The organism is Actinopolymorpha sp. B11F2 (genome assembly GCF_040195635.1).
GTDB lineage: Bacteria > Actinomycetota > Actinomycetes > Propionibacteriales > Actinopolymorphaceae > Thermasporomyces.
This window is the reverse complement of the sequence record NZ_JBEFTX010000005.1, coordinates 199,456-215,203: the sequence shown is the minus strand read 5'-3', so window position 1 is coordinate 215,203 and position 15,748 is coordinate 199,456. Positions and strand designations below refer to the sequence as shown.

Genomic DNA, 15,748 nt, shown 5'->3' with positions numbered 1-15,748 from the left:
CAACGCCGGCGACCGCCCACGCAGTCCGTACGCCGGACCAACGGATGTCGGTCGTGGTAGACGCCGGCTACTCGCCTGATCTTCTTGACGCTTACCTCTGGGGGAGGGCTCCGGGAGTGGATTGGCCGGGTCCCTCCCATCGGCGGACGCCGATCGATGTCTGCGGCTCAGAGACCGAGGTTGGACAGGGCCGATCGCAGGAACGCGTCACGGCGCGCGGTTGCTGTCGCGTCGTACAGCTCGGTGGGGGTGTTGAGTGCGGCAACGGCGTCCCAGTAGGCGACATCACGCGCTCTCGTGCCGGCTGCACGCTCCCAGCCGTCGAGCACGTGGGCGGGTGCTTCTGGGTCAAACGTGATCGCGACTTGCTTGCGGAGCTCGCACAGGTCGACCCCTGGTGCGCCGGCACCGGCGGTCTTCCAGTCAATGAGCGCCGCTATGTCGTCGCCGGTCCAGATGAGGTTGCCGGGCCAGACGTCGCCGTGGACATAGACAGGCTCGCCGGGCGGCAGGCCATGCGCCGTGATCAGCTCATCGGCTTTCCGCAGCAGTGGTGTCGTCGGCATCCGGTCCGCACGGCGGTCGGCGGCGAAGTCGTCCACGGCGATCGGTCGTGGCCGGAACGGCAGGTGTTCACGCGGAGCCATCGCGACAGCATGCACGCATGCCAGGGCGGCGCCGGCGGTACGGACCGTGCGCATGGCGTACGAGGTGTGCACGTTCCGGGAGCTGCGCGACCGGCTGCGCTGGGTAGTCGGCGCCGACTGCTGGCGCAACCCCGAGGAGGATCTGCCCGCCGACTTCGACGCCCACCGTGACGAGCATCACCGCGAGCTTCGCAAGCTGCTGGACGCTACAGCTTTCATCGACCAGCTACGGGAAGAGATGTACGACGAGCTGACCGCACTGCCGTCAGCGGACTGTCTGCCTGTCGCTGACCGGCCGGCTGGCGCGATCAAGCTCACGCCGACCGAGGCCGCACCAGAGCCGCGCAAAAGGCTCCATCAGCGTCGTCCACAAGACACTCGCAGACGGCCAGTCCGGCGCCAGCGCCAAGTCCGCCACCCAGCGTGCCGTCGCGGCCGCCGAGGACATCGCCCGCTGACCAGCGCTCGGACGCCCGACGCAACGTCTGATCGGCCTGTAACCCGGCTGGAGGATCTGGGCCCGCTGCCCGGACGGTGGTTCAGAATCCGATGGTTTCGCGGAGCAGCAGGACGGTGCCGCGTCCAGGCTGGTATTCCGCGTTGAGGATGAGAAGGCGGTTGATGGCGCTGGGCCACCCATAGGCCTCCTGGGCGCGGGCGTTCTCCAGCGGCAGGCAGTGGTCTTCGACGCGACGCAGCGCGACGCTCAGATCGGGCACCACCTTCTGCGCCCCGACGATCCAGATCGCGCGGGCGGCGCCGCCGGAGTAGCTGGGCAGCTGGCTTCCGCTCCCCGAGGCGACCACGAGGGAACCGGTCTCGGTGACCGCGTGGACGCTGCCTACGACGACGTCAGGGCTGGCGCGCAGCCGCCGGATCTCGTCCGCCTGGGTGGTGCGGTCCATGGCCAGGGTTCGCGGCTTGACGGCCTCGTATCGCCCACCGGTGTTGATGTCCTCATCGATGCCGGACAGGCGGAGGGTCTCGCTGGCCCCGGTGAACACGCTGGCGCCCTCCGGGACCAGCTCCTTGACACGGCTACGTGCGGCTGCGGCGTCATCGAGGATCTCGACGGTGAAACCGTTCGCGGTCAGCGCGGCGGCCGCCCGCTCCAGACGACGCCCGGGCGCGGCGTCGGCGAAGGGTGTTTCCGGAACTGACGTGGTCATGATGCTCTGAGCTCCCTGTTCGCTGGATGATGTGTCGGTTTCACCAGTTCGACAACACAGCCCTCAGGAATGTGAGGCCGGTGTGTCGCCTCACATTCCGGTGCGCCGTCTTGTCGTACTGGTGAGGACCGATGCGACAGAGGGGACCGACGGCATCATGACCACCCGATCCGAGCCAGAACAGAGCCGGCCTGACTTCGGCCTGGACGCGATCATGAGCGAGCGGCATCACCTGATCAATCTCGCGTACCGGTTGCTGGGCTCGCTGGCCGAGGCCGAGGACGCAGTGCAGGAGACCTACACCCGCTGGTACGCCATGTCCCGGCAGCAGCAGCACGCCATCGAGTCTCCCGGCGCCTGGCTGACGACGGTCGCCAGCCGCATCTGCCTCAACCTGCTCGGCTCGGCACGGGTCCGGCGAGAGACGTACGTGGGCGAATGGATCCCCGAGCCGCTCCCCGACGGCACCGTCAGCGACCCTGCCGACCGGGTCACCCTGGACGAGTCGGTCAACCTGGCCTTCCTGGTCGTGCTGGAGTCGATGACCCCGGCCGAACGCGTCGCGTTCATCCTGCACGACGTGTTCTGCCACTCCTTCGCCGAAGTGGCCGAGATCGTCGGCCGTACCCCGGCGGCGTGCCGCCAGCTGGCCTCCTCGGCCCGCCGCCGCATCCGGTCCTCGCAGCCTTCCGCGACGACTTCGGCTGCCCAGCCCACCGGCGTCGTCAGGGACTTCAAGCGGGCTTGGGAGGCCAAGGACATCGACGCCCTCATCGGTCTGCTCGACCCCGACGCCACGGCGACCGCCGACGGCGGCGGCCTCGCCACGACCTTCCTGCACCCCATCGAAGGCGGCGAGCAGATCGCGCACGCCTGGGCCGAACTCGCCCGTCGCAGGCTCGACAACATGACACTCCTGGAACGTACGGTCAACGGTCAGCCCGGTCTGGTGGCTCAGCAAGACGGCGTCACCGTGACGGTGTTCGCGTTCGACGTCGTAGGCGACCGCATCAAGCACATCTGGGTAGTACGCAACCCCGATAAACTCCGCCGTTGGACGACGGGCTGAGGTGCGTCTCCCTGGGCTCTGTAAGACCCCCGCCGCCCGTCCCGCACCCGAACGGCCAGTGGCGACAACCCGAGCCTCAACGGCTCGCTAACGCCACTGGCCGTTCGGTTGCTGCTCAAGCCCAGGTTCCACGACTCGATTACGTCCAAAACATCGTTGATCTCCCGTTGAAGCACTCTCGAGCGTAGGTAGCGGCCCACCGTCTTGTGCGCGCGTCCAAACTCGATCATGGCCTGGTAGGGGTGTTGCCGGAGTTCCAGTTCTCCACGACCTGGAGGCCGCCATGGACTTCGCGGCGGACTTCTGCGTCGGTGAGGTAGCCGCCGGTTCGGTGGCAACTCCTATGCGTACACGGAATCGGGTGCGGCGAAGTCGGTGTCTCTTCGACCGGAAAGCTTTGCCTCGAATCCGAAGGCCAGCGAGCAAGGCGCCGCTCCGGCCTTGCCGCTTGGGCGCCCATTCCTGAATAGAGCACCGGGCAACGCGCCCGGCAGCTGAAAGGCGACGGCCATATGGTCAAGCCGCCGCAGGTACCTCTCGTCCGGACCGAACGCCAACTGACGCGGGTGACACCCATGCCGGCCGTTGGCGTCTGCGGCTCTTATGAGGGAACGAGCCCGAGCTGGCGCATCTGTGAGGCGACGTCGACGACTCCCCAGGTTTCGGCGACGCGGCCATCGACGACGCGGTGCCGGTGGCATCGACCCTCAGCGGGGTGCGGATGAGCACGTCGGGTTGGAATGCCTCGTCGATAGTCGTCGAGATCACCTGCGGGTCGCCGCTGTTGAGAGCTGCGTTGAGGCGGCGGAGCGCCTCCTTGTTCGTTGATTCCTGGGTTGATGTCATCTGAACCTTCTTCTTGTGCGAGTGAAGGGTCCCGCTACTTTCGGCTGCAACAGGCGCTACAGCGGAGCAGTCAGTCGATGTGAACGATGACACTGCCGATCATCAGCACGTCAGTCCGACAGAGTGTGATGTTCACGTGATGCCCTTCTGCCAGGCGGTCAGGTTCTTTGCTCTTCGCCGGTTATGACGCTGCGCGGTCCCGGTTTGTCAGGCTGCGGGTGGTGAGCGGCTGGAGATGGTCGCAGGTGGTCAGATCACTTCGAAGTTCGCCATCATCGCCATGTCCTCGTGCTCGGCGTTGTGGCAGTGGAAGACGTAGCGGCCTCGGTAGCCGTGGAATCGAGTGATCACCTCGACTGCTTCGGCCGGCCTCAGGTCGACCGTGTCCTTGTGTCCGGCATCGTACGGTCCCGGTGGGCGACCATGGCGGGTCAGGACCTGGAATCCCACGAGATGCAGATGGACCGGGTGATGCACGTCGGCGGCGAACCGCCAGATCTCGACATCTCCGAGCCGAGGCGTCGCCGCCATGTGATCCGGCGAGAAGGGCTTGCCGCCGATCAGCCAGCCTGCGTGTCCGTGGACCGGGCCGCTGTGGAAGCTGAACTCGCGAACCGTTGTGGCCTGCTCGCGGGTCAGTCGCGGAAGGTCGCTGAGTTTCCGCGGGATGCGGCTCGGATCGTATTCGCGGCGGGTGACGACGAACTGCATCACTAGGGCGGTCGGCCCGGCGCCGAGGCGGTTGCGGACGGTGACCCGGGTGCCGACCGGGTAGCGGCTGAAGTCGACTATCAGGTCGTAGCGTTCGGCCGGTGCGATGGGCAGGTGGTCGTGACGACGTGGTGCGTCAAGGAGTCCTTGGTCGCTGCCGATCTGGACGAAGCCGGCGCCGCCGGGTGGCGGCGGGTCCAGGGTCAGGTCGTAGCGGCGGGCGTTTGAGGCGTTGAGGACGCGCAGTCGGTATCTGGCTGCTGCCACTTCGTGGACCGGCCAGGGTGCGCCATTGACCAGAATGACGTCGCCGAACACGCCCTCCACATAGGCGTCCTGAACGCCCGGGGTGGTGCGCAGGGTCGGGTCGAGGGACGGGTAGGCGAAGGCGCCGTGCTCGTCGAAGGCACGATCGGCGATCATCAGCGGCAGCTCACGTTCGCCCGATGGCAGGTCCAGCGCATCTTCCTCGTCGTCGCGGATCAGGTGGAAGCCGACCAGCCCCCGGTACACCGCCGGGCCGGTGAAGTCCATCCGGTGATCGTGGTACCACAACGTGGCGGCGCGCTGCTGGGGCGGATAGCGGTAGTCACGTTCGCCGTGCGCGATCCGCGCCCGGTCGTCGTGCATGCCGCCCGCATGGTCGCCGTGGCCGGCATGGTCGGCGTCCCAGCCGGCGGCTGGTGTGAGGAGATCGGTTGGGTAGCCGTCGGAGTCGGCAGGGGTGTGCCCGCCGTGCAGGTGGACCACGGTCGGGACGGGAAGTTCGTTGCGGTGGTGAACGACGGTGGTTCGGTCCTTGCGGGACTCGATCGTCGGGCCGGGAAAGGTCCCCTCGTAGCCCCAGATCGGTGTTCGGACGCCGGGAATGATCTCGGCAGCCGACTCCCGCTGAACGATCCGGTAGTAGTCGGTGTCGCCCGTAGTCCGGATGGGTTGGAGCACCCGTGGGGTCGTCAGCGGTTGCTGGAACGGCTCCGGCAACGGAGTCCTGCTGCGCAACAGCTCACCGGTCCCGCGCCCACCGTGGTGCAGTATCCGCGGTCCGGTCAGTCCGGCGGCGAGCGCGATTCCCGCCCCGGCGGACAAGCCCAGGAGCGTCCGTCGAGGCATGCTCTGTCGGGTCATCCTTCCACCCGCCATCGTTGCGGCCGCCACACGGCGACGGTTGTCAGCACAATCGCGGTGACGAGAGCGACGCCGAGCGGGACGTGCAGATCGAGGGCGCCCGCGAGCCCGGCGAAGTACTGGCCGGTTTCGCCTGCCGCGATCAGCAGGCTGGCAATGAGCAGCCAGACCGGTCCGCGGAGCAGCCACAGCACCAAGGCCGTCACCAGCTGGACGAAGCCGAGGGAGAAGACGACGTCGGCGCCCCAGCGGTGCGGCCACAGCATGTCGTAGTCGCCGCTCAGATAGCCGCCGGCGAACACCGGCTGGCCGAAGATCGCCAGCGCGTGAACGCTCACGATCATCCGATTCACCAGCAACGCCAGCCGTCGCGGCTTGGACCGTCCCGTGACCCCGGTCGTAGTCGTGATCGCCATCGTGACTCCCGAGGAGGTGGTTGATCGGTAGTGACTCGAACCGTTCGACGAGATGGCGGCCCGAAGTGTCAGTAGGAACGTGCGCTTTCCTGACAAGTCGCGGGTCTGGGTCGTCGGTACGAGTAAGACACCGAACTCACCGGTCCAGGTGCCATCACCCCTTGAGCGAGTCGGGAAGGAGATGAGCCGATCAATGAACAGCTCCTGCGGAGGTGGACGCGATGGGTAGCGATCGACCGGAAACCGACCAGCCCGACGTGCTCGTCGTCGGCGCCGGACCGACAGGAATGGTCGCCGCACTGGTTCTCGCCGCGAACGGGGTGTCCTGCCGGGTCGTGGAACGTCGCACCGAGCCGAACGAGAGTTCGCGCGCGCTGGGTCTCCAAGCCCGCTCGATGGAGCTGCTCGCCGGCCTCGGTCTCGCCGACCGCATCGCCCGGGTCGCCTACACGTTGACCGGAGCATCGATCATGCGCGGCGACGACGAGCTGGTCCGGATGCCGTGGATGCCCCCGGAGAGCCCCTATCCGTACACCTACGTGCTGCCACAGCAGGGGTTGGAGGCGATTCTGCGTCAACGACTCGACCAGCTCCAGATCCCGGTTGACGCGGGCTGCGAGCTGGACGAGCTGACCCAGGATGACCGATCGGTCACCGCTCGGCTGACCGATGGCCGGCGGCTGAGGGCGCGGTGGCTGATCGGTGCGGACGGATCCCAAAGCAGGGTTCGGGAACAACTCGGAATTCCGTTCACCGGGGTAGCCACCGGCGAGACGTACTACCTCGGCGATACGGTCCTTGATCCGGCGCCACCGATCCAGGACAGCGCAATGTGGCTCGGCCCCGAGGGCCCTCTGATGCTCATGCGTCTGCCCGGCCCGGACCATCTGTGGCGCATCTTCGTCGACGTCACCGACCGGGCGCGCCACGGCAGCGTGCCCGAACCGACTCCCGACATCCTGGAACGGATTCTGCAATCAAGGGGACCGACGCAGATCAGCATCTCCCGGGCCGACTGGACGTCGATATTTCGCACGCGGGTCTGCCTTGCCGACGAGTACCGGAAGGGTCGGGTCTTCCTTGCCGGCGACGCGGCTCACGTGTTCCCACCGTTCGGCGGCCAGGGGATGAACCTCGGCATCCAGGACGCGTTCAACCTCGCCTGGCGGTTGGCCCGCGTCGACCGCGGAGCCCCTTCCGACCTGCTGGACGACTATCAGACCGAACGACGGCCTGCGGCTGAGGCGACAATTCGCGACGTCGAAATCCGGCGCCGCATCTTCGCGCTGCGCAACCCGCTCGCCCGGGCCGGGCGGGACCTCCTGCTCAGTGCGACCAGCAGGAGCCAGGGTGGCGCCCGGCGCAGCAGTCGGCAGAACTCCCAGCTCGACGTGAGTTACTCCCGTCGCCGGCTGCCACGACCGGCCACCGCTGCGCCGGTTACCGGTGACCGCGCCCCCGATACGCCGGTGGGCGCAGGAACGATCCACGACCATATCGGACCCGATCACCTGACTCTGATCATCTTCGACCCCGCCGGCGCCCATTCCGGCTCGAACCTCCAATCGCACACCAACATGCCCGGCACCGACCCTGTCATCGTCCGCGTCGACGATGGCTCCGATCCCGACGGCACGGCTCGCGCTGCCTACGGGATGCGTCGTGGCGGATTCGTCCTCGTCCGACCGGACGGGCACATCGCTGATCTCGGTCCGAAGCCGGTGGCGGCCCGGGACGCCCTCACCCGATTCGCTGCCGACCCGAAGGGTTGAGGGGAAATCCCACCAGGAAGCTCCGGCATCAGCCCTCGGTCCAGCCTTCAGTCCAGGAACGGAGCTTCTCCGGATTGCGAACGGCCCAGATGTGTCTGATCTTTCCGGCGACGATATCGAAGGCGAACACGGTGACCGTGCGGCCGTCTTGCTGTGCGACCAGTCCAGGCTGGCCGTTGACCGTACGCTCCAGGATTGTTGCGTCGGTTGCCAGTCGGACGAACTCCGCATAGGCACGCGCGATCTGTCCGCTACCAGTGAGCGGTTCGAGGGCCGCACGGGCGATACCACCGCCGTCGCCGACCGCAACGGCGTCCGGATCCAACAAGCCGACCAGAGCCTGGATGTCCATGGCTTCCCACGCCTGCTTGAAATCTCGCACGATTCTCGCCTGCTCGACGGTGGGGGTCGCAGAAGGCTGCGCAGCGTCGACGCGCCGACGGGCGCTGAAGGCCAGCTGCCGGCACGCCCCCGGCGTCCGTCCGGTGATCTCGGCGATGTCGGCGAACGGGAAGTGAAACACGTCGTGGAGGATGAACGCGACGCGCTCCGCCGGAGTCATCGCTTCCAGCACGATGAGAAAAGCCATGCTGATCGACTCGTCCAAGGTGACCCGATCCGCGGGATCCACCGTGCCATCGCTTGGCCGGCCCTGGCGACTCCACTCCGTCGGTTCGGGCACCGGCTCGGGAATCCACGCACCGACGTAGCGCTCCCGACGGGCGCGAGCCGAGCCGAGCATGTCCAGGCAGATGCGGCTGGTCACCTTGGACAACCACGCACCCGGCGTTTCGATGGATGCCTGCTGCTCCTCGGACATGGTGTACCAGCGGGTGTACGCCTCCTGGACCGCATCCTCGGCATCCGACAGCGAGCCAAGAAGCCGGTACGCAAGGTTGATCAGCTTCCGACGCTCGCTCATGATCGCGGGATCGGGCGGGCCGCTCCCCTCGCTTCGGTTCTCCATGGGTGCCGCAGCCACCTTCCCTCGTCGTCTCAGCTCTTACCTCATCGACAAGATGACGGGCCGAAATGTCAGCCGCGCCCGGAACGCCTGACAATCCGCGGCGGTGGGTCGTCGTAGCTGGCAAGGCCACTCCACCACAGGAGGAACTAGATGAGCGACTACCAGGCACTCGCCGACCGCTTCGAGATCTTCGCCCTGCAAGCCGAGTTCACCGATGCCGCGATGATGCGCGACAACGACCGAGTCGCGTCGCTGTTCACCCACGATGCCGTGTACCGCATCCCGGTTGCGAATATCGAGATGTCCGGAGCGGAGCAGATCCGCGCTGGAACCCACCGGCTCGACGGTGTATGGGAATTTTTTATCCAAACCGCCCATCCCGGCACGATCCAGGTCGACGGCGATACAGCGTCCGCTCGGGCCTACGTCAGTGAACTCGGGCGCCTCAACGAAGGCCGTTCAATGTTCAACCACGGCCTGTTCCACGACCGCTACCGCCGCACGCCGGACGGATGGAAGTTCACCGAACGCGTCTTCGAAGTCCGCTACTTCGACACGACTCCGCTCACCGGCTCACCCCGTGTCGATGTCGACCTGACGAAGCCGGCCGAGGCGAACGAGACGTCGACACAAGCAGCCTCCTAACCGCCGCACCCTCGGCCTCCTGCCCGCCATGTGGCGGGCAGGAGGATCTCTGCCCGCCCGTCCATGATCACAAATCCGCGCTGGATACCCACACCACGACTACCGCGACGCCAGCTCAGGTTCGACGAAGTCCGGGACAACCTCCGCCCGCACTCGCCACAAGCTCTTCTCGGCGGCTACTCCGCGTAAGGCTGGTTCTTTCCCTGGGCGCTGTATCCGATGTCCCAAATGTAGCCGTCCGGGTCCGCAAACGAACCGCCGTACCCGCCCCACTGCTTGGTGGAGGCAGGCTTGAGGATCGTGGCGCCGGCCTTCTCGGCCTCGGCGATGATCTCGTCGACCCGCGCCTCGCTGCGGACTACGTAGGTGAGAACCAGCCCGCTGAATCCGCTGCCCTCGGGGTTCGCGCCCACCTCTGCGGCCAGGCCCTCGCGGCCGTAGAAGCCGACGAGCGTCCGGCCGTCCGACCCGAAGAACACCGAGACGCCGTAGTCCTGCTCAATCGCCCAGCCGAGACCCTCCGTGTAGAACCGCTTGGACCGGTCCATGTCCTGGACGCCGAGAAGGATCGAGCTCACATGCGCTTTCATGCGTTGTCCCCTTTGGTGATATCCGGTGATGCACATGACAGCCACGCTAGGCACGGCTCGGTGACCGGCGCTTCTTCATTCCTGATCGGTTTGGTCACCTGCTTCGCCACGCACCACGGGATTGGCTATGAAGGTGTAATCGGACACGGGATGTTGGTGGTATCCGATAGCGGTGCGCGGGTCGCTGATCGAGTGTTGGTCGGGATCGACACCACCGGGACCTCAAGGCTGCCGGTTAGGTCCGGAAGCTCTCCTCAGCTGCGTGGGGCGCGATCGATGGGGGCGCGTGACTCAGCTCGCCAGAACTGACTGTCGATCGCGGGCGAAGCACTCGGGAGGTCGCCGCGGCGGTGTACGAGGAGGCCCTGTCATGAACCGATCCTCGTGTGGCCGGGCAAGCCGGTTCGGAGTGCCTCGGGTCCGGTCTTCCTCGAGTCGGACGATTTGCGCAAGGAGTTTGAAGTGCTTCGGTCCCGCGGCGTCGAGTTCGTGGAGGCAGAGCCCGAGGACTACGCGTACGGCGTCCGGGTCACGGCGCTAGACCCTGACGGGAACCGGATCGAGCTTCGTCAGCTGAAACTAAGCCGAGGCAGAGACAGCTGACCGCACGAAGGTACGACCTCCGGCCATCGCGAACCTCGGCGGCCGGACGTCATTGCGGTTGGCGACCTTGGTCAGCCAGGCGCCGACCGAGCTGATGGCTTCCCGCTGCTGCGCCGACATGGCGTACCAGCGGGCGTAGGTCTCCGGTACGACGTCTTCGGCGTAGGCCAACGAGCGAGGAGTCGGTAGGCGAGATTGGTCAGCTGACGCCGCTCGCTCATGATCGCGCTCAGGCCCGGATCGAGCGGGTCATGTCCTGGCCCGGACTGGGTGCTCATCGTGGCGACAACTCCCTTGTTCGCAACAGCCTCACCAATTCGACGAAACAGCGCACTCGATTGTGAGGTGAGCGTGTCGCCTCACATTCCGGTGGGTTGTTTCGTCGAACTACCGAGACTCCAGGTCGTACGCCTCGAGATGGAGAAGGGATGACCACCATGTCCATGCCCACGACGGTCAGGCGGGGCAACTTTGTGTTCTTGCGTGTCGCGATCACCCTGCAAACCTTGGCCGTCTTCGTCGCATCGATCACAGCCGGCCTGCTGTTGTCCTCGCCTGGCGGAGGGTACTGCACACTGTTTCGGCGTATGGAGTCTTGACCATGGCGTTGTTGCACCTGGTCGCCGCCGTCTTGGCGTGGCGGCTAGCCGGCGTCCCGCCCAGACCCACGGTGCTGTATGCGCGGGTCGGGTTCTTTGGCGCCACGCTGGCGCAGATAGCGCTGGGCTTAGCGCACGTGACGACCCTACACGTCCCATTGGGCGTCCTGATGTTCGGCGGACGCGTCTTTCAGCTCGGCCGGGCCTTGGCTGGCCGAGCTTATGTGGCCGCCGCGGCATGACGCAGGAAGCAGGCTGGAGGTGAGGTGCGGCAACCGTGTTTCACCTCGACTACTGCCAAACATCTGTTGCTTAGGGAAGGGAACTGCATGGTAAAGGTGATTGGGGCCGGGCTACCGCGTACCGGCACCACGTCGACGAAGGCCGCGCTCGAGAAGCTCGGGTTCGATCCCTGTTACCACATGTACGAGGTGTTCACGCACCCCGGTCATGTGGACCGGTGGTTACCGGCAGTCGAGGGGAAGACCCTCGACTGGGATCGGGTCCTGGCTGGATATCGGGCCACGCTGGACTGGCCGGCGAGCTACTTCTGGCGTGAGCAAGTCGAGGCCTATCCCGAGGCGAAGGTGCTCCTCACTGTGCGCGATCCCGAGCGTTGGTTCATCAGCTTCCGCATGCTGACCACCCGCAACGGTGACCTGGAAGAGCTGGACCTCACCAAGCTGCCCGAGCAGGCCGCCGCAATCGTCGGCTCCATGCGGGGGATGCTTCCCGTGCTCGACATGATGGGTCGCTCGCTATTCGGCAGCGACTGGCGTTTCGGCGTCGACGAGGTTGACGAACAAACCGCCATCGAGGCGTTCAACCGGCACGTGTCGACGGTGAAGGAATCCGTTCCAGCCGAACGTCTGCTGGTTTTCGACGTTCGTGACGGCTGGGGCCCGCTGTGTGAGTTCCTCGATGTCGAGCCGCCAGCGGGCGAACCCTTCCCGCGACTGAACGATACCCAGGCCATGCAGGAAAACTTCGAACGTCTGATGTCCGGCGGCGAGATGGTGTCGCCGTTCTTCGGCAGGTAAGCCGGCTTCGCTGACATCGGGTCCGGGGACGCGAAAGTGTTCCCGTTCGTCTCGACAGAGAGAATCCCGATCCGTGACCTCGCCATCCGCGCTGGCGTGCGCAATCAAAACATGGCGCAGTCAGTCCGTCGACTCGAGCAGGCCCGCTATCTGGAACGCCGCGCGAACCGCAGCGATGGCCGATCCCAACTGATCGTGATCATCGAACGGGGCAAGGCGGTACTGCCGGTAGCGGCCGACGCGGGAGACGCGATCGAGAAGCGGTGGGCTGACCTGACCAGCCCTGAAGAGCTCGAGACCCTCCGCCACCTCCTGCACCACCTACTCGACCGGATCGGCGAAGCGGATCGCGAAGCGGCCAGTCGCATGACGTCGATCGGCGAGAGTCCGCTCGACTGACCCGACCGGCTGTACGGGTACGGGCCAGTCGACGGCGGCTCAGTGCTGGGTGATGAGTATCCGTGTCTCAGTTTCGGTGGGCGTTGCAATGCCGATGCCGTAGCTGCTGACGGTCACGGCAACTCGGTCGGAGTCGGGCTCCGAGTCGAGGATGGTAGAGGTACCGTTCGTGGTGCCGCCGCTGTGGCCGAAGGTCCACTGGTTGTTCACGATGGTGGCGCTCGGTGTGCCAGCGCCCGTGTGATACCCCACGTGATTTAGCAGCGATGACTGTCAGTTGCCGGTCGGCGAGGGTGTGGTGGCTGTGCTCAGGTGCGGCCGGGCTGCCATGTCGAGTCGGACCTCGCCAGGTCACTCCGCCGATGGGCGAAGATTGTCAGCGTGGCGCCCGGGAGGATTCGAGCCTCCGACCAACGGATGTGAAGGACCGGGCGAGCAACGTTCGCGGTGCCGGATCTCGCTTTCGTGCTGCCCAGATGGCGTGCTCAACGTAGGTAGAAGGTTGGGACAGTTGGGGTCACACTGGGGTCAGGCGAGCCGTACACATGGGACGCCCCGGTGGGCCGGCTGGAGCCTCAGGGAATGTGCGTCGAGCACAAGCATCTCTCTCCTCGGCGCAACCCCGGAGTCCGGTCCGGTTACTCCACGGGGCTCCCGCGCGGCCTGGTGGATCTTGCAGCGGGCATCCAGTCGGACCAGTCGTGGTTCGTCGCAGGTGCCGACGCCCATCAGGGACGCCGATGTCCGGTCTGCTAGCTCGTGGGGCAGCCAAGTGGTACGCCGGGGTGCCCTCTACCGATGGTGTAGGGAATGCGGTGTTCAAGCCGTCGAACCCTGTCTGGGTCGACGTGCGGTTCGATCCCGACTTGGATGTGCGTCCGATCGGGTGCCCAGCGTATCTCCGCGAGTATGAACCCGAGGCTCTTTGCCTGCCTGATCAAGCTCCTGGCTTCCTCAACATAGTCCTTGTCAGAGTATGTGCGCTCCAGCTTCGCTCCCGGCCTCACCTCCAACGCTTGGCCTGTGCTGTCGGAGCCGCAACTCTCGTCCCTGTTCATAGGAAGTACCCCCGGAGTATCTACCTTGCCCATTCGGTGAAATGGAGCCTTGCGGTTTGGCTGGCCCTCGTGCTGTTGTTGGCGCCACGGACCGGCCTCCCCACCCAGTAGTCGTAGGGACCGATGTAGGTCACGCCCGAGTACGTTTTCCCTCGGATTGCCACCGCGTTGACTTCGTCGTCGCCGCTGCCGGTGGTTCCAACGACCGCCCCCGCCAGGGTCTCACGAGGGCCGCCATGGCCTCGTGGCCATGTCGGTCCGACGGGGCGACGGTCGGTGCTGCGTGCGGCCTGAACGCGTTACGCGCCCGAGGCTGCCTTGATAGAGGTCCAGGAGATGGCGTCGGGTCAGCTGCGGGGGTCAGCTAGGCAGCTGGCCCCTTCGGCGCCGGGGCGTTTCGCATGGTCAGAGCTGGCGCGCCCGGGAGGATTCGAACCTCCGACCATCGGATTGGAAGGGTCGTGTACGAGGTGGACCGTGCGATCTACCTGCGACTTTGCATGTCCTCGGACGTGCCGGAGCGGACTCAGGGTGCATCGGGTGACCGCAGTTCGCACCACGATTGATTCCATGAAGCGCGCGGCATCTGAGTACGTCGCCGGGCGGGGGAGTGGCGGCAGCTGGGCGATGGGCTGCTCGCCCTTCGAGGGCCAACGGAAGTGCGGCAGGACCCGGCGGCCCGGCGCTGTGACTGGTGATAGCGCCTCAAGCGCCTCGAGCGCCTTGCGATGAGCGACCAGCGTCAGCGCCTGCATCGGCCTGACCTTGCAGACCGATGAGAGTGGGACGGTTATGACTGGTGGAATTGTCGCGGGAATAGACTGGTGGCACCTCCGAACTGGACTGAGCCTATGACTGACTCCAGGTCGCGGCCCGTGACCGACGTCCGTGGACTGAGCCGCGCCGCCCGCGCCCATCGCCGCACTTGGACGCGCTTGTCGCCGGCGGTGAGCCCGAGGAAATGGCGGCCGTGAGCCTTCTCGCCGCGTGTTGGTGATGATGATGCTCGCCCAGGCAGCATCGATGTCGGCGGTGGGGCGCACCGTTGGGCCGGACCCCACGCACCGGCGGTGAATATCCGTGCCTGAGGTCAGCTCTACTCGGACCTGGTGGAGGGACTGGCTCGGCGCCGTCCCGGACCCGTTGGGAACATTCGACGTCGGTGCCGCCGTGCGGAGCGGTTCGGGTATGCGGCGCTGCGCGGTGCGTCTGACGTCGTACGGAACCGTGTTGGAGGCGGCACTCGTCGCGCCTGACGGCGCCGGCCCGTTTCCAGCTGTCGTGGTGCCGTTCTACGAGGTGGCGACAGTGTTGGGCGAACGTACCCGCCGAACCGCCGAGTGGTCGGAAGACAGGTTGCGTGCCAGTGCCTACGCTCGGCACCTCGTGGCCCGTGGGTTCGCGGTGGTCGCGGTGCCGTGGTGGTTCGAGCAGGTCGCGGTTGCCGCTACGCCGACTGCCTCCCTCTCTGAGCGTTACGGTCCTCTGTCCCGTCGCCATCACGCCGCCCTCCCGATGACCGGTCTGGGGCGAAGTGTCGCCGACATGGAGCTGGCGGTCGACGCGTTGGTGACGGTGCCTTGGATTGATCCGGCGCGAGTGGGAGCGTTCGGGCATTCGCTTGGGGCGAAGATGGTCTTGCACCTGGCCGCTCTCGACGTGCGGATACACGTGGCGGTGGCGCACGAGGCAGGTGTCGGCTTCGCCCATTCGAACTGGTCGGATCAGTGGTACCTCGGATCGCACATACCGCTGGGTCGAGACCAGGACGACCTCCTTCGGTTGGTGGCGCCGCGTTCCTTCCTGGTGGCCGGGGGCGGGGACGCGGACGGTCGGCACAACGAGGAACTCGTCCGACGGGCAAGGCCTGCCTGGGGCGACGTTGCCGGTCTGCAGACGCTCTACCACGACAACGGCCACGCTCCGCCAGAGCACGTACTGGCTGCCTGCTACACATGGCTGGCCGCCCGGCTGAATGGCCCTGATCTGCCAACGCTCGAGAGAAGTCCCCACATCGGACCGCCCTGAAGGTGTGCGTCGACGCTTCGTCCGAACGACTTGGACGTGCTGCTACCTCTGAGCAGTACTT

The 15,748-nt window shown here is 66.3% G+C and carries 15 protein-coding genes; 7 read left to right on the top strand and 8 right to left on the bottom strand.

All coding sequences use genetic code 11. The features are described 5' to 3' along the window. Positions 1–167: 167 nt before the first annotated feature. Entirely contained in the window at positions 168–701 is a 534-nt protein-coding gene (locus ABN034_RS11760) for a phosphotransferase family protein (RefSeq protein WP_349691032.1), read from the bottom strand. Between the two features lie 485 nt (positions 702–1,186). Continuing rightward, positions 1,187–1,816: an LUD domain-containing protein gene (locus ABN034_RS11755; protein WP_349691031.1), complete on the bottom strand. Its 630-nt coding sequence runs from the start codon at positions 1,814–1,816 to the stop codon at positions 1,187–1,189. Between the two features lie 157 nt (positions 1,817–1,973). Here ABN034_RS11755 and sigJ (ABN034_RS11750) point away from each other — a divergent pair, with 157 nt between their 5' ends. Continuing rightward, positions 1,974–2,885, top strand: a complete 912-nt coding sequence (sigJ, locus tag ABN034_RS11750; protein ID WP_349691030.1) for an RNA polymerase sigma factor SigJ — start codon at positions 1,974–1,976, stop codon at positions 2,883–2,885. Positions 2,886–3,980: 1,095 nt separating this feature from the next. On the opposite strand, the gene ABN034_RS11745 is transcribed toward sigJ (ABN034_RS11750), so the two are convergent. Together ABN034_RS11745 and ABN034_RS11740 are read right to left on the bottom strand one after the other, a co-directional pair. Next, positions 3,981–5,555 (bottom strand): multicopper oxidase family protein, encoded by a 1,575-nt coding sequence (locus tag ABN034_RS11745; protein WP_349691029.1) that lies wholly within the window; start codon positions 5,553–5,555, stop codon positions 3,981–3,983. Positions 5,556–5,566: 11 nt separating this feature from the next. Further along, positions 5,567–5,986, bottom strand: a complete 420-nt coding sequence (locus ABN034_RS11740) for a hypothetical protein (protein WP_349691028.1) — start codon at positions 5,984–5,986, stop codon at positions 5,567–5,569. Positions 5,987–6,207: 221 nt separating this feature from the next. On the opposite strand from ABN034_RS11740, the gene ABN034_RS11735 reads away from it, so the two are divergent. Further along, positions 6,208–7,758 (top strand): FAD-dependent monooxygenase, encoded by a 1,551-nt coding sequence (locus ABN034_RS11735; protein WP_349691027.1) that lies wholly within the window; start codon positions 6,208–6,210, stop codon positions 7,756–7,758. Between the two features lie 28 nt (positions 7,759–7,786). On the opposite strand, the gene sigJ (ABN034_RS11730) is transcribed toward ABN034_RS11735, so the two are convergent. Next, positions 7,787–8,725, bottom strand: a complete 939-nt coding sequence (sigJ, locus tag ABN034_RS11730) for an RNA polymerase sigma factor SigJ (RefSeq protein WP_349691026.1) — start codon at positions 8,723–8,725, stop codon at positions 7,787–7,789. Positions 8,726–8,875: 150 nt separating this feature from the next. Here sigJ (ABN034_RS11730) and ABN034_RS11725 point away from each other — a divergent pair, with 150 nt between their 5' ends. Continuing rightward, on the top strand, positions 8,876–9,370 hold the full coding sequence (locus ABN034_RS11725) for a nuclear transport factor 2 family protein (RefSeq protein ID WP_349691025.1): 495 nt from the start codon (positions 8,876–8,878) through the stop codon (positions 9,368–9,370). A 176-nt stretch (positions 9,371–9,546) separates the two neighbouring features. Here the strand turns inward: ABN034_RS11725 and ABN034_RS11720 are convergent, their stop codons facing one another. After that, complete coding sequence (locus ABN034_RS11720) at positions 9,547–9,960, bottom strand: VOC family protein (protein WP_349691024.1); 414 nt, start codon at positions 9,958–9,960, stop codon at positions 9,547–9,549. Between the two features lie 384 nt (positions 9,961–10,344). Here ABN034_RS11720 and ABN034_RS11715 point away from each other — a divergent pair, with 384 nt between their 5' ends. Beyond that, positions 10,345–10,563: a VOC family protein gene (locus ABN034_RS11715; RefSeq protein ID WP_349691023.1), complete on the top strand. Its 219-nt coding sequence runs from the start codon at positions 10,345–10,347 to the stop codon at positions 10,561–10,563. On the opposite strand, the gene ABN034_RS11710 is transcribed toward ABN034_RS11715, so the two are convergent. Then, positions 10,540–10,734, bottom strand: a complete 195-nt coding sequence (locus tag ABN034_RS11710) for a hypothetical protein (RefSeq protein ID WP_349691022.1) — start codon at positions 10,732–10,734, stop codon at positions 10,540–10,542. The genes ABN034_RS11715 and ABN034_RS11710 overlap by 24 nt on opposite strands. A 757-nt stretch (positions 10,735–11,491) precedes the next feature. Here ABN034_RS11710 and ABN034_RS11705 point away from each other — a divergent pair. Together ABN034_RS11705 and ABN034_RS11700 are read left to right on the top strand one after the other, a co-directional pair. Beyond that, positions 11,492–12,202 (top strand): sulfotransferase family protein, encoded by a 711-nt coding sequence (locus ABN034_RS11705; protein WP_349691021.1) that lies wholly within the window; start codon positions 11,492–11,494, stop codon positions 12,200–12,202. Between the two features lie 36 nt (positions 12,203–12,238). Then, positions 12,239–12,601 carry a MarR family transcriptional regulator gene (locus ABN034_RS11700; protein WP_502879012.1) on the top strand — a complete coding sequence of 121 codons (363 nt, stop codon included), beginning with the start codon at positions 12,239–12,241 and terminating at the stop codon, positions 12,599–12,601. A gap of 39 nt (positions 12,602–12,640) precedes the next feature. On the opposite strand, the gene ABN034_RS11695 is transcribed toward ABN034_RS11700, so the two are convergent. Continuing rightward, positions 12,641–12,811, bottom strand: coding sequence for a hypothetical protein (locus ABN034_RS11695; protein ID WP_349691019.1), 171 nt, complete (start codon positions 12,809–12,811; stop codon positions 12,641–12,643). A 1,928-nt stretch (positions 12,812–14,739) separates the two neighbouring features. On the opposite strand from ABN034_RS11695, the gene ABN034_RS11690 reads away from it, so the two are divergent. Beyond that, on the top strand, positions 14,740–15,687 hold the full coding sequence (locus tag ABN034_RS11690; RefSeq protein WP_349691018.1) for a dienelactone hydrolase family protein: 948 nt from the start codon (positions 14,740–14,742) through the stop codon (positions 15,685–15,687). The last annotated feature ends 61 nt before the right edge of the window (positions 15,688–15,748 follow it).